This is a genomic window from Shimia sp., from assembly GCF_049116215.1.
Lineage (GTDB): Bacteria > Pseudomonadota > Alphaproteobacteria > Rhodobacterales > Rhodobacteraceae > Shimia.
On the sequence record NZ_JAGDZB010000004.1, the window covers coordinates 146,799 to 159,665 of the forward strand.

Genomic DNA, 12,867 nt, shown 5'->3' on the forward strand with positions numbered 1-12,867 from the left:
GCTTTTGAGTCTGCGCGAGGGCGGAGGAGAACCATTCGGATTTTGTCAGGTCATCCCGACCTGATCCCGCAAGTCACAGAACACCCCTGACGCAAAAAAGGTAGTGAGAAACATGGCTGATAAAAAATCGCCCGACATATTGTATACCATTGTAGACGAAGCGCCTGAGCTGGCCTCCGCCTCCTTCCTGCCGATCATTCGCAAGTTTGTGTCCGCCGCTGGTATCACCGTGGGCACCCCAGACATTTCCCTTGCCGGTCGCATCATCGCCACCTTCCCGGAAAACCTGACTGCTGATCAGCGTCAGTCCGATGAATTGGCCGCGCTGGGCGAATTGGTAAAGACCCCTGACGCCAACGTCATCAAGCTGCCAAACATCTCCGCCTCCGTGCCACAGCTGGTTGCGGCCATCGAAGAGCTGCAGGGGCAGGGCTACAACATCCCGTCTTACCCAGAAGACCCACAGACGGACGAAGAGAAGGCGATCCGCGCGCGTTTTGACGGCATCAAAGGCTCCGCTGTGAACCCAGTGCTGCGAGAAGGCAACTCTGACCGCCGCGCCGCCCGTGCTGTGAAGAACTTTGCCCAAAACAACCCACACTCCATGGGCACATGGGAAGGCTCCAGCAAAACCAAAGTCAGCTCCATGCCGGGCAACGACTTCTACGCAAACGAAAAATCCGCCACCATCTCTGAGGCGCAAGCCGGTGATGCGAAGATCGAATTTGTTGGCAAAGACGGTTCCGTGACCGTGCTCAAGGACAGCTACCCGCTGGCCGCAGGTACCATCGCAGACGCCACTTTCATGTCCGCCAAAGCGCTGGGCAGCTTCCTCGCAGATGCGATTGAAGACACCAAAGCCGACGGCACCATGTTCTCCCTGCACATGAAAGCCACCATGATGAAGGTCTCCGACCCGATCATCTTTGGCCACGCGGTGAAAGCATGGCTGGGTCCGGTTTGGGACGCACATGGCGACGCCATCGCGGCTGCTGGCGGCTCCCCGAACTCCGGTCTGGGTGCGGTTCTGGCCGCGATCGACACGCTCGACAACGCCGACGCCATCAAAGGTGAGATCGCCGCGCTGGACCGTCCGTCCATGTACATGGTCGACAGCGACAAAGGCATCACCAACCTGCACGTGCCGTCCGATGTGATCATCGACGCCTCCATGCCAGCTGTGATCCGCGCAGGCGGCAAAGGCTGGGACGAGGCGGGCAACAAAGGTGACACCAACTGTGTGATCCCGGATCGTTGCTACGCCACTGTGTATGACGAAACTGTCAACTTCTTCAAAGCCAACGGCGCGCTTGACGTGACCACCGCAGGCTCCGTGGCCAACGTGGGTCTGATGGCGCAGAAGGCTGAAGAGTACGGTTCCCACCCAACCACGTTTGAAGCCCCAGCGGCGGGTTCCATCCGCATCGTTCTGGAAAACGGCGACGTGCTGCACTCCCACGACGTGGAGGCAGGCGACATCTGGCGCTCCTGCACCGTGAAGAAAGCCCCAATCGAGAACTGGATTGAGCTGGCGCTGGATCGTCAGCGTCTGACCGGTTCCGAGGCGATCTTCTGGCTGGATGCAAACCGCGCCCACGATGCCGAGCTGATCAAATACGTGACGCCTGCGTTGGAAGCGGCTGGTAAAACCGACCTGTTCCAGATCATGGCGCCTCGTGAGGCGACTGCTCAGTCTCTGAAAACCATCACCGCTGGCAACGACAGCATCGCCATCACCGGCAACGTGCTGCGCGACTACCTGACCGATCTCTTCCCGATCCTCGAGCTCGGCACCTCTGCCAAAATGCTCTCCATCGTGAAGCTGATGAAAGGTGGCGGCCTGTTTGAAACCGGTGCCGGTGGCTCCGCACCAAAGCACGTGCAGCAGCTGGTCGAAGAAAACCACCTGCGCTGGGACTCAATGGGTGAGTTCTGTGCCCTTGGGGAAAGCCTGAACTTCCTCGCGGACGTCAAAGGCAACGCCAAAGCCGGTGTTCTGGGTGTGGCTGCCGAAGCAGCGACCCAAGGCATTCTGGACGACAACCGCAGCCCATCGCGCAAAGTCGGTCAGCCTGACAACCGCGACAGCCACTACTGGTTCGCCCGCTACTGGGCCGACGCGCTGGCGGCACAGTCTGACGACGCCGACCTCGCAGCCGAATTCGCAGGCGTTGCCAAAGCGCTCGCGGACGGCGAAGAAGCCATCCTGGCCGAGCTGGCAGCGGCCCAAGGTCCAGCAGCCGACATCGGCGGCTACTTCCGCCCATCGGTCGAGTTGAAAGCCAAAGTCATGCGCCCAAGCGCCACCCTGAACGCGATCATCGGCTAAGGCTGAGTGACAGCTTGAAACAAGGAAGCCGCCCTGAAAGGGGCGGTTTTTTCGTTTATTGGGATCGCCATTTCACAGGGTGAACGGTACGGTTACGACTGTACAGTCAGCGCCATTCGAGGAGTGATATGTTGAGGTTAGGTTTTGTTGTTGCCGCAGTTGTCTTGGCACTGCATCCCGTAAAAGGGTTTGCTTCTGACCTTTCCCCGGTAAGAGTTCTCATGGCAGCGGTGGTTTCGGATGATCCTCACACCACAAAGAAAGCGGGCGAACTGCTGTCGCTTTTTCGCACAGTTGGCCAAATGCGCGACACGGTTGTTTCAGATGAACCTTGGATTCAGGCAAAGCCAAACTTTGTGTTTGCTTCAGGGGAAGATTTCATCGTGCAAGAGCGTATAAAAAGTGACGCTTTGACTGAATTTGACGAAGAGGTAGCAGCTGTCATCAAGAAACTGCCAACCAATTCGGAGCACTGCTATGTTCAAAGTTTTGTCCTTGAACCGCAAAATCGCTGGGTTCTTTTGGTTGTTCATAGGGAAGATAGCGAGGCACCAGATCATATGTATCAATGCCTCACTGCTGGTTTGTACAAATTTGTAAAGGGCAGCGTAGATGGCTTTGACCCGGAGACATGGCGACAGACATACGTTGAGCTGTTGGCGGAAAGTCAAACCTTGTTCAGTAGTACTCGTTCTCACTAAATCCCGAAAATGGTGTCGTGACACGGTTCGGGAACTGGCGTCCCATCTCTTTCCTACATCTTTGAGAAACGCTCTATCATTAGCAATAGATACTCCACGCCCATAGCAAGGCTCACCATCCATACCCAGCGTGTCAAAACTGTGCGCAAAGCGCGTAATTTCGCCTGTCCAATGCTGACCAAGCTTGAAACCATCAATTGGGGTTGCGCCTAAAGCCGTCGCAGACTCACACAGCCCAGCGGCTCTGATCCAAAACCATACGTATTGCGCCTAACTGCTTTTCACGCGACCTCCTCTCGCACCCCCACAACCTCCGGTTCTGGGGATCACCTCCCTCCCATTCCCATGTCGCATCCCACGTAAAACCGGCACGTTGCTCTCGTAACTTGTCTGGTTTGTGAGTTTTGCGCCTTTGGGGAAGGTTTGACGTCAAACAGGACCTTGGCACTAGGAACGATCATGGGGCGCTTTCAAAAATTCTGTGAGAAACACGACTTATGTCGCAACATTTTGCTGGCGGCGATGTTCCTCGGCATCGCTTATGGCGTGGCCTCTTTGGTGATCTATTCGGTGCCAAATAATGTTGACAGCCCGCCCTGAAGCGCCTCGTGTCCGCAAATCAACGAAACTTTGCCTTTGGCACAGCTCCCCAAAACTCTGTCCTCTTCGCAAAATACTATCTCTGAATCTGCCGCCATCTCTTGTCTGTAACCACAACGCGAGGACAGACATGAAAAGGATGAAAAACTACATACAACGACACTCATGGTGGGGCGATCTGAAGGTCGCCCTTGTGTTTTTAACCATTGCAGCAGGCGGCGCCTTGTTGGTGCTCAAGTCATTTCCAAATACTTTGGCCACCGCACCGTGACGCCTCAAACGGTACGTTGGCCCTACACCGGCACCTGTAAACCGGCCTTCACCCGATCAATCACCACATTGCTGTGAAACCGGCGAATGTTTGGGTTGTCATTGAACACGTGGCGGCTGAACTCCTCGTAGGCGGTCATGTCCGGCGCGGTCACCACCAGAATAAAGTCGGCCTGACCGGTGACGTAGTAGCACTGCTGCACATCATCGAGCTTGAGCATCGAGCGACGGAACTCATCAAGTAGATCCGTGCGCTCGCGCTCCATTTCGACCTCCACCACAAAGGTCATGGGGCGCCCCACAGCTTTGGCGGAGACCACAGAGATATCCGCCTCCACAATCCCCTCATCACGAAACCGCTTCAGCCGCCGCTGCACGGCAGAGCGCGAGATGCCTGCGACCTCGCCCAACTCATCCGCTGTCAGCCGGTTGTTCTTCTGAATGGCGGTGAGCAGGCGACGGTCGATGTCATCCAAATTGGCGGCCATATTGGGGCTCCTGTTGGGAAACTGAGGGCAATTCGCTCGACCTGTGAAGGTTTCAGAGCATTCTGCCCAAATCTTTGCGTTAGCCTTTGGGGTTGAACCCTCTCCTGTCAACCCCGCGCAGCCCATTGCCTTTCCCTGCAACCCCGCCCACTCTGGCCGTCAAAGAAACCTCAGTCGGACCCTCGCCATGCCTTTTAGTTTCGAACACCACCACAACGTTGTCTTTGGCGACTGTGATCCGGCTGGCATTGTCTACTACCCCAACATCTACCGGTGGATGGACGGCACCTTTCAGCGCTTTTTGCAGCAGTTTGGCGGCCACGCCGTTGTCTGTGAACACCTCGATGCCGTGGGGCTTGGCTTGATGGAAACCAACGCCAAATATCGCCGGCCACTGACCGATGGCGATGCGCTCACCATCCGCATGGAGATCATAGAGTGGTCCGCCAAATCCTACCGGCTGATCCATCGCGGTTATGTTGGTGACGACCTGGCGTTTGAAGGTACCGAGGTCCGTGCGCTGTTTGAACATCGCGACGGCCGCATGCGGGCAGGGGAGGTCTCTCGTCTTAAAACTCTTCTCGAAAGCCAATCCGAGCCATGACCGAAACCCTGCACAACCCTCATCGCGGCCTCGGCCTGCCGACCCGCGATTCCGAAATCCTCCCGAGCCGGGACGCCACAGCCGTAGCCAAACTGCTCGCCCTGTGCCCAGCCCATTCCGAGACCCCACTGCGGGACATGTCCGACCTCGCCGCCACACTGGGCGTCGCCAGCTTCCACATCAAAGACGAACGCCCCCGCATGGGGCTTGGGTCTTTCAAAGCCCTCGGTGCCGCCTACGCCATCGCTCATGACGCCGCCCGCATGGAGCCCACCGACTGGACCACCGCCTTAACGGGTCGCACCTATGTCACCGCGTCGGCTGGCAACCACGGCATGTCCGTTGCCGCTGGGGCCCGCATCTTTGGCGCCAAAGCTGTGATCTACCTCTCGCACACCGTGCCACAAGCTTTTGGCAAACGTCTGGAGGCTCAAGGTGCCACCGTGGCTTGGGCCGGAGACGACTACGAGGCCAGCATGGTTGCAGCGCAAAACGCCGCCAAAGACAACGGCTGGACCTTACTCTCTGACAGCACATGGGACGGTTATGAGGACAGCGGCTACCGCGTCATGGAGGGCTATTTGCAAATGGCCTCTGAAGCCGCCGCGCAAAACCCCGCGCCGCCCACACATATCTTCCTGCAAGCGGGCGTAGGTGGTCTGGCTGCCGCTGTCGCCGCCTATGCCCGCGCCACGTGGGGCGATGCGCCACATATCACAGTGGTGGAACCCGAAGCCGCCCCCGCGCTGATCGAGTCCATTCGCGCTGGCCAACTGGTCGACACCGCTGGACCTGTGTCAGACATGGGGCGTTTGGACTGCAAGACCGCCTCTATGGTGGCGCTCAACGGGCTTGCGATGGACGCCGACAGTTTTGTCACCATTTCTGAGCAAGAGGCGCAGGGCACGGTGGACACGCTCAAATCCCACGGCATCGCCAGCACGCCCTCCGGTGTCGCGGGTGTCGCGGCTGCGCTTCTCAAGCGTCCTGACCTGCCTGCCCATGCCCGCGTGTTGTGCTTTGTTTCGGAAGGTCCCGAAGATGCCTGAGCGTGGATTTCCACCTGAAGAGTTCCGCACCCGCATCATTCGCATGCAAGCCGCCATGGCAGAAGCGGGCGAAACTGCACTCCTGCTGACCTCACAAGCCGACATTTTCTACACTACAGGTTTCCTCACCCGCTTCTGGGAAAGCCCCGCCCGCCCGTGGTTTGTCATAATCCCGGCGCATGGTGACCCCGTCGCCGTGATCCCCTCCATAGGTGCGGACCTGATGTCCAAAACCTGGGTAGCCGATATCCGAACCTGGGACGCGCCTTTTCCCGGAGACGACGGCGTCAGCCTGCTCACGCAAACCCTCGCCGACCTCGTGCCAGACACCGGCAGCATTGGCCTGCCCATGGGGTTGGAAACCCATCTGCGCATGCCGCTTGCGGATTACCAACAGCTGACCCAAGCCCTCGCCCCGCGTCGTTTTGTCGACGCCACCAATACGGTGCAGCGCACCCGAGAAATCAAATCCGATGGCGAAGTCGCCAAAATCCGCGCCGCCTGCGCCGTGGCCGACCGCGCCTTCTCTCGCATTTCTGAATACGCTTCCGAAAACACCACTCACGGAAAGGTCTTCCGAGACTTTCAGCGTATCCTGCTTGAGGAAGGCGCGGATTGGGTCAGCTACACCGCAGGCGGCGCCGGGCAGGGCGGTTACGGTGACGTGATCTCTCCGGCAGGTGATGAACGCCTCACGGCAGGCGACATCCTCATGCTCGACACCGGCGCCGTCCTGGACGGTTATTTCTGCGACTTTGACCGCAACTTCGCTATCAGTCGCGCCGATGACGCCGCCAAACGCGCCTATGATCAGCTCTTTCAAGCCACCGACCACGTGCTTGCCACGCTGCGCCCCGGCCACAAAGCGTGCGATGTGCACGCCATGTTTGTCGACAGCCTGACCAAGCAAGGCGCCACGCCCGGTGGCGGTCGACTCGGTCATGGTTTGGGCATCACGCTCACCGAATGGCCCAGCTTCACGCCATTTGACCAGACCGAGCTGCGCGCGGGCATGGTGCTCACTCTGGAACCAGGGGTCGAGATCGCCCCCGGCCTGTTTCAGGTTCATGAAGAAAATATCGTCCTGCGCGACGACGGCCCGGAACTCCTGTCCACTCGCGCCGCCGCATCCCTGCCCATTCTGAGGTAACACCCATGGAGACCGTCCCTTTCACCCTTGGCCCCCCGGCGTCCGGTCAGACCACTCTGGGCCTGATTGTGCTCAAGTTTGACGAAACTCTGGAACAGGACTTCCGCCGCCTGTTCCCTTCCCGCGATCTCTCGATTTACACCAGCCGCGTGCCCTCTGACCCCGAAGTCACCCAAGACACGTTGCTTCAGATGTCCAAAACCCTGCCTGCCAGCGCATCCCTTTTCCCGCCTGCGGCCAGTTTTGATGTCGTCGGTTACGGTTGCACATCTGGCACCACAATGATCGGCGCCGCCAAAGTGGCCAACCTCGTCAAACAGGGCGTACAAACCCCCGATGTCACCGACCCGCTCACGGCTTCCATCGCCGCCTGCCACGCACTGGGCATCACCCGTCTTGGCATGGTCACGCCCTATGTTGAAAGTGTTTCCCTGCCGGTCAAACAAGCCTTTGAGGCTGCTGGCATCTCCGTGCCACATCTGGTGTCTTTTGGAGAAGCCGGTGAAGAAAACGTCGCCCGTATTGATGCCGCCTCGGTGAAAACTGCCGCCTTGCAAGTGGGCCACCATGACGTCGATGCCGTTTTCCTCAGCTGTACCAACCTGCAAACATTGGATGTGATCGACAGCCTGGAGACCGACCTCGACAAGCCGGTGTTTGGCAGCAACCTCGCACTTGCCTGGCATATGGCACAGCTCTCCGGTGCAAAACTGGCCGCCAACGCCCCTGGCCGTTTGTTCAAAAGCTAAAAACGTCCACTCCCTGTCGGTATCAGACCTGCCGCTCTGATTGATGCTGCGCAGTCTAAACGCAACAACAGGGAGTTAGGCCTCATGAAAATCGGCTTCATCGGATTGGGCAACGTCGGCGGCAAGCTGTCCGGCAGCCTACTGCGCAATGGCAAAGACCTCTATGTGCACGATCTCAACCCAGATTTGGTGGCAGAGAAGGTCGCCGCCGGGGCCAAAACCGTGTCCAGCCCTGCAGAAATGATGCGCCTCTGTGATGCGGTCATCACCTGTCTACCATCTCCTGCCGCTTCTGACGCGGTGATGAAAGAGATGCTGCCCGAGGTCACCGAGGGCAAAATCTGGATGGAAATGTCCACCACGGACGAGGCCGAGGCCAAACGCCTCGGCGCCTTGGTGATTGATCGAGGAGGCGCGGCGGTGGATTGTCCAGTCTCCGGCGGCTGTCACCGTGCCGACACCGGCAACATCGCCATCTTCGCAGGTTGTGACCGCGCCACCTTTGAGCGCATCCTGCCGCTGCTAACCACCATGGGCCGCCGCATCCTGCACACCGGCCCGCTTGGTTCTGCTTCCGTGCTGAAAGTGGTGACCAACTACCTCGCCACCGCGCATCTCGTGGCCAGTGCCGAGGCGCTCACGACCTGCAAAGCCGCAGGCATGGATCTCAACACTGCTTACGAGGCGATCCGCGTCAGCTCCGGCAATTCCTTCAGTCACGAAACAGAGAGCCAGGTCATTCTCAATGGTTCGCGCGACATTTCTTTCACCATGGATCTGGTCAAAAAGGACATCGGCCTATTCCAAGACGTCGCCAACAGGGCAGGGGTGCCGCTGGAACTCAATCCGTTGATGATCTCTATGTTTGACGACGCCATTGCGCGGTTTGGCGAACGCGAGTTGAGCCCCAACATCATCAGACGCCTGGAAGAGGCCACAGGCCTGTCTGTTCTCGCGCCCGGCTTCCCGCCGGAGATGGTTGACGATGAACCCGAAGAACCCGGTTACGAAGTGATCCCCAAAGGGCGATAACCCGGTTTTATTGCGCGCCACTCTTTGTCATGCTTTTTGAAAAGAAATGACAGAGAGGGCGAGTTGCATGCTCAAAGACCTGTGGCAGTTTCTCAGCAGCTTGTTTGCCCCAAATGGCGCGGGCAGGCAGAGGTCTGCGTCGGCCCAAGAGGTGCCGCAGGTCGAAATCCTAAAGCTGTGGCAGAAGAAAAGCGGGGTCAACGGCCCCTCGCTTTGGGCGGAGGTCCGCAACCCAAGTGCGCAGGATTTGGTTTTTGGCGACCTGATGTTGCTCCTGATGTACACGGCGCACCCCGGTGGGGGCTTGATGCAGGGCGGGCATGCCACCATGGCGCTGACCATTGCGCTGCCGCAAAGCGCCACCCTGCCTATTCTAGCGCATCAAACCACAACCCTGCGGCTCTACGGTCCGGGCGACGCTGTGGAAATCGCTCCGCCAAAGAAACGCGCCGATGCGCGGCTCCACGCGGTGTTGGCGCACGACCATCTGCGGTTCGTGGCCACCATTCAGGCCGAAGGGCATCTGCTAGGGGCTTTGACAGTTGACCCGCAAGCGACATGGCTTGAACTGCGCGTCCCGGATCGGCGCCGGCGGGATGCAAATGCCGGGCGCATGCTGCGGCATCACACCTACAAGCGGCCATCCATGCGCTAATGAGGCCTGAGGGTGTCACGCAACGCGCGCAGCCTTAACCTTTGCACGCAACAAAACGCACCTCTGCAAAACAGTCGTGATACCGACAGAATACCGACGTGAATTCGGGGCCAAAATAGAGAAGTTAACTCACGCCTTCGGATGGGTCTTGTTATATACTTCCATCAATCGCGCCGCGTCGACTTGGGTGTAGGCCTGCGTCGTTGACAAGGACGCATGCCCCAAAAGTTCCTGAATGGCGCGTAAGTCCCCACCAGCGCTCAATAAATGGGTGGCAAAGCTGTGCCGCATGGCATGTGGCGTGGCGCTCGCGGGCAAGCCCAGCTGCTGTCGTGTCTGCTGCATGACCTTCTGCACTTGGCGCGGGCTGAGCGCGCCACCACGCACGCCACGAAACAGCGGGAGGTTTTCTCTAAGTGTATGAGGACAAAGACGAATATACCGCGCAACTGCATTGCGCGCCGCGTCGATCACCGGCACCACACGCTCTTTACCACCCTTACCGACAATGCGCAGCGCATTGGGCAAGGGCACATCCGCACATGTCAGACCCAATACCTCAGAGATCCGCAAGCCGCAGCCGTACAGCATTGTAATCACAGCAATATCGCGCGCGCCGACCCAGTCTTCTTGTGACTGAAATTCCACCGTTTCAATCACATTCTTGGCCGCGTCTTCGCTCAATGGTCGCGGCAGTTTGGCCTGAAACTTTGGCGCCCGTGTCGCCAGAACGGCTGTCGGATCACAACCTTCTTTCTCTGCCAGCCAACGGTAAAAACTCTTTACTGACGAGAGTTTACGCGCCAGGGAACGTGAGGAAATCCCACTGGATCGCGCACTTGCCATCCAGCTGCGCATGTCCGGCACACCCAGCTCCATCAAAGGTGCAAGCCCCTGCGGCTCGCCTTTGTGCAGCGTCATAAAGGTCAGAAACTCAATCAGGTCCGTCTGATAGGCTGTGACGGTGTTTTCGGAGATCGCTTGCAACGCCGTCTTATGGGCCAGAAATCGCGCAACCGTGTCACTGGCCGCAGCGCTGATCACGCCAGCCAGCGGCGCATGGCACGCTCAAACACACCGGCAAAAAACGTCAACAGATCAGTGCCTTGTTGCGGGGTGAACTGATGCGGATCTTCTGCGCCCATCACCAGCAAACCGGGCAAACGACCGCTGCCAAGGTCCAATTTCAAGCAGGCCTCAGAGCGGATCCAATCCGCGTCGTCACCGTAGACCACCGACCCCCCACCCTGCACTTGGCGCAACGTCACCTGTCGCTGTGGTATATTACGTCCACCGGTCAGATAGTCTTCCACAAACCCAGGAGTTGCCGTCGACAAAACATCCCCAAGCCGCGCGATATTGGCGTCCCCCTCGGTTTCCGCCTCGGTTTCCAGCACCAGACGCACCGCATCCACGCGCAGAATATCGGCCACTTCGCCGCCCAAATCATGCAAAAAGCCTTCAAATTCCACCGGGTCCAGCATCCGCAGGATGGCCCGGTGTACCTGATTGGTGCCTGCAAGGTTGTCATAAGCGGCGGCAATCACGCTGCGATGTGTGTCTTCTAGCCGATCCAAACGCGATTCCAGTCGCTCCATGGCGATGCCGCGCAGGTCCACAATGTTGCCGCCCATGGTTTTTTCATTGGCCGCAATCAATGCGCGCATTAAATCCCGGTCTTCCAGAATTACATCGGGTTGCGAGATGATTTTCTCGCGCATGTCATCTTCAATTTTTGGAGTACTGCTCATGTCGTCGCCATTTTTGGTCGTTGCGCCAACCTTATCAGAGCGTTTCCCAAAATGCCGCAACTTTTTTGCACTGCAGCGTTGCGCCTGCGAGCTTTTGCCTGCGGTGTCCGGTTTGAGGAGGTCTGCCCACAGGGGGCGCAGTGTTGTTTGTTATCCGGGGAAGATGATGGATGGTTTTGCGCAGCAGTTACGGCTTGCTCTTTTTGGCACCTCTGAGATAACGAGCCGGTCCCGCTAAGCCTTTACCCGCAGAGAGAAAACCATGAACACCAAAAACCGCACCTCCTTGGCAACCCGCGTCATCCACGCCGGTCATGAGCCCGACCCAGCCACCGGTGCGGTGGTGCCTCCTCTCTACACGGCCACAACCTACGTGCAGGACGGCATCGGCAAAAACCGCGGCTATGATTATTCTCGCTCTGGCAACCCAACGCGGCAGCGGGTGGAAAGCTGTCTGGCGGATCTTGAAAACGCGGAGGCGGCTTTTGTGTTCCCGTCTGGCCTATCTGCCGCGTCAACCATGCTGGCAACACTGAAACCGGGCGCCAAAATCGTTGCGCATGAAGATCTCTACGGCGGTGTCTATCGTCTGTTGGCGCAGGTTGGTCCCTCAATGGCTGGTTATGACGTTGAACTGGTTGATTTCTCTGACGCCGAAGCATTGAGCGCAGTGGCGCAAGGTGCTGATCTTATGTGGTTTGAGACCCCGTCCAATCCGCTTCTAAAGATTGTAGACCTGCAGGCGGTGGCGCAAATCGCGCGCGATGTTGGGGCGGTGACCGTTTGTGACAGCACCTTTGCGTCACCATGCGGGCAGCTGCCGCTGGATCACGGCATTGATGTGGTGATGCATTCCGCAACCAAATTTCTTGGCGGACATTCCGACCTTCTCGGTGGTGTGCTGTCGGTGTCGGAACGGGCGCCGGAAGGCCTGGTGGGACGTGTTGGTTACTTGCAAAATGCACTTGGTGCGGTGATGAGCCCCAGCGATTGTGCACTGCTTCTGCGGTCGCTGCGCACGCTTGCGCTGCGGGTGGAGCGACAGACCTCTTCAGCCGCGTCTCTCGCGAAAACGCTTTCTGAAAACGCCAACGTGTATGGCATCTCTCAGGTGGTGTATCCTGGTTTGGAAGCCCACCCGGGCCATGCCATCGCAGCGCAGCAAATGACAAACTTTGGGGCGCTGATATCATTGCGATTGGAGGGCGGGCTTGACCGCGTAGAACGGGTGCTGACGTCGACATGTTTGTTCCACTTCGCGGTCAGCTTGGGCAGTGTCGAAAGCCTGATTCAGCACCCTGCGTCTTTGACCCATGCTGCAGTGACCGAAGAGCATCGGGAGAAAATCAGTATCGGCGATGATCTCATTCGCTTGTCGGTGGGGTGTGAGGACCTTGATGATTTGGCTGCAGATCTGGATGCGGCTTTGCGGACGGCTTAGTAAGCCTTCTGTGATCAAGGCGACAGGTGCTGTCTGTCGCCTTGATAA

The 12,867-nt window shown here is 58.3% G+C and carries 13 protein-coding genes; 10 read left to right on the forward strand and 3 right to left on the reverse strand.

The genetic code is table 11. The features are described 5' to 3' along the window. Positions 1–112 precede the first annotated feature (112 nt). From JXR15_RS14120 to JXR15_RS14130, 3 genes are all read left to right on the forward strand, one after another. Positions 113–2,329, forward strand: a complete 2,217-nt coding sequence (locus JXR15_RS14120; RefSeq protein ID WP_422053855.1) for an NADP-dependent isocitrate dehydrogenase — start codon at positions 113–115, stop codon at positions 2,327–2,329. 131 nt (positions 2,330–2,460) lie between these two features. Further along, complete coding sequence (locus tag JXR15_RS14125; RefSeq protein ID WP_422053856.1) at positions 2,461–3,030, forward strand: hypothetical protein; 570 nt, start codon at positions 2,461–2,463, stop codon at positions 3,028–3,030. Positions 3,031–3,489: 459 nt separating this feature from the next. After that, on the forward strand, positions 3,490–3,630 hold the full coding sequence (locus JXR15_RS14130; RefSeq protein ID WP_422053857.1) for a hypothetical protein: 141 nt from the start codon (positions 3,490–3,492) through the stop codon (positions 3,628–3,630). Between the two features lie 293 nt (positions 3,631–3,923). On the opposite strand, the gene JXR15_RS14135 is transcribed toward JXR15_RS14130, so the two are convergent. Further along, positions 3,924–4,388, reverse strand: a complete 465-nt coding sequence (locus JXR15_RS14135) for an Lrp/AsnC family transcriptional regulator (RefSeq protein WP_422053858.1) — start codon at positions 4,386–4,388, stop codon at positions 3,924–3,926. A 187-nt stretch (positions 4,389–4,575) separates the two neighbouring features. On the opposite strand from JXR15_RS14135, the gene JXR15_RS14140 reads away from it, so the two are divergent. The 6 genes from JXR15_RS14140 (at position 4,576) to JXR15_RS14165 (ending at position 9,627) form a co-directional block, all read left to right on the forward strand. Next, positions 4,576–4,992 (forward strand): acyl-CoA thioesterase, encoded by a 417-nt coding sequence (locus JXR15_RS14140; protein ID WP_422053859.1) that lies wholly within the window; start codon positions 4,576–4,578, stop codon positions 4,990–4,992. Next, on the forward strand, positions 4,989–6,041 hold the full coding sequence (locus JXR15_RS14145; protein WP_422053860.1) for a pyridoxal-phosphate dependent enzyme: 1,053 nt from the start codon (positions 4,989–4,991) through the stop codon (positions 6,039–6,041). Before JXR15_RS14140 ends, JXR15_RS14145 begins: the two co-directional genes overlap by 4 nt. Beyond that, positions 6,034–7,191: a M24 family metallopeptidase gene (locus tag JXR15_RS14150; RefSeq protein ID WP_422053861.1), complete on the forward strand. Its 1,158-nt coding sequence runs from the start codon at positions 6,034–6,036 to the stop codon at positions 7,189–7,191. The genes JXR15_RS14145 and JXR15_RS14150 overlap by 8 nt, the downstream gene beginning before the upstream one ends. A gap of 5 nt (positions 7,192–7,196) precedes the next feature. Next, positions 7,197–7,940, forward strand: a complete 744-nt coding sequence (locus JXR15_RS14155; protein ID WP_422053862.1) for a maleate cis-trans isomerase family protein — start codon at positions 7,197–7,199, stop codon at positions 7,938–7,940. Positions 7,941–8,024: 84 nt separating this feature from the next. Next, the gene (locus tag JXR15_RS14160; RefSeq protein ID WP_422053863.1) at positions 8,025–8,972 is read left to right on the forward strand and encodes an NAD(P)-dependent oxidoreductase; all 948 of its coding nucleotides are present in this window, start codon (positions 8,025–8,027) and stop codon (positions 8,970–8,972) included. Between the two features lie 67 nt (positions 8,973–9,039). Further along, positions 9,040–9,627, forward strand: coding sequence for a hypothetical protein (locus JXR15_RS14165; protein ID WP_422053864.1), 588 nt, complete (start codon positions 9,040–9,042; stop codon positions 9,625–9,627). 129 nt (positions 9,628–9,756) lie between these two features. On the opposite strand, the gene JXR15_RS14170 is transcribed toward JXR15_RS14165, so the two are convergent. Further along, positions 9,757–10,671 carry a tyrosine recombinase XerC gene (locus tag JXR15_RS14170; RefSeq protein WP_422053865.1) on the reverse strand — a complete coding sequence of 305 codons (915 nt, stop codon included), beginning with the start codon at positions 10,669–10,671 and terminating at the stop codon, positions 9,757–9,759. Continuing rightward, on the reverse strand, positions 10,668–11,378 hold the full coding sequence (locus JXR15_RS14175) for a DUF484 family protein (protein ID WP_422053866.1): 711 nt from the start codon (positions 11,376–11,378) through the stop codon (positions 10,668–10,670). Before JXR15_RS14175 ends, JXR15_RS14170 begins: the two co-directional genes overlap by 4 nt. Positions 11,379–11,640: 262 nt before the next feature. Between JXR15_RS14175 and JXR15_RS14180 the strand changes: the two genes are divergently transcribed. Next, positions 11,641–12,819 carry a trans-sulfuration enzyme family protein gene (locus JXR15_RS14180; RefSeq protein ID WP_422053867.1) on the forward strand — a complete coding sequence of 393 codons (1,179 nt, stop codon included), beginning with the start codon at positions 11,641–11,643 and terminating at the stop codon, positions 12,817–12,819. Positions 12,820–12,867 lie beyond the last annotated feature (48 nt).

What these genes read in the sequence shown, in the direction of transcription:
- JXR15_RS14120 (WP_422053855.1), top strand. Translation starts at nt 113, where the DNA reads ATGGCTGATAAAAAATCGCCCGACATATTGTATACCATTGTAGACGAA.
- JXR15_RS14130 (WP_422053857.1), top strand. Translation starts at nt 3,490, where the DNA reads ATGGGGCGCTTTCAAAAATTCTGTGAGAAACACGACTTATGTCGCAAC.
- JXR15_RS14135 (WP_422053858.1), bottom strand. Translation starts at nt 4,388, where the DNA reads ATGGCCGCCAATTTGGATGACATCGACCGTCGCCTGCTCACCGCCATT.
- JXR15_RS14140 (WP_422053859.1), top strand. Translation starts at nt 4,576, where the DNA reads ATGCCTTTTAGTTTCGAACACCACCACAACGTTGTCTTTGGCGACTGT.
- JXR15_RS14145 (WP_422053860.1), top strand. Translation starts at nt 4,989, where the DNA reads ATGACCGAAACCCTGCACAACCCTCATCGCGGCCTCGGCCTGCCGACC.
- JXR15_RS14150 (WP_422053861.1), top strand. Translation starts at nt 6,034, where the DNA reads ATGCCTGAGCGTGGATTTCCACCTGAAGAGTTCCGCACCCGCATCATT.
- JXR15_RS14155 (WP_422053862.1), top strand. Translation starts at nt 7,197, where the DNA reads ATGGAGACCGTCCCTTTCACCCTTGGCCCCCCGGCGTCCGGTCAGACC.
- JXR15_RS14160 (WP_422053863.1), top strand. Translation starts at nt 8,025, where the DNA reads ATGAAAATCGGCTTCATCGGATTGGGCAACGTCGGCGGCAAGCTGTCC.
- JXR15_RS14165 (WP_422053864.1), top strand. Translation starts at nt 9,040, where the DNA reads ATGCTCAAAGACCTGTGGCAGTTTCTCAGCAGCTTGTTTGCCCCAAAT.
- JXR15_RS14175 (WP_422053866.1), bottom strand. Translation starts at nt 11,378, where the DNA reads ATGAGCAGTACTCCAAAAATTGAAGATGACATGCGCGAGAAAATCATC.
- JXR15_RS14180 (WP_422053867.1), top strand. Translation starts at nt 11,641, where the DNA reads ATGAACACCAAAAACCGCACCTCCTTGGCAACCCGCGTCATCCACGCC.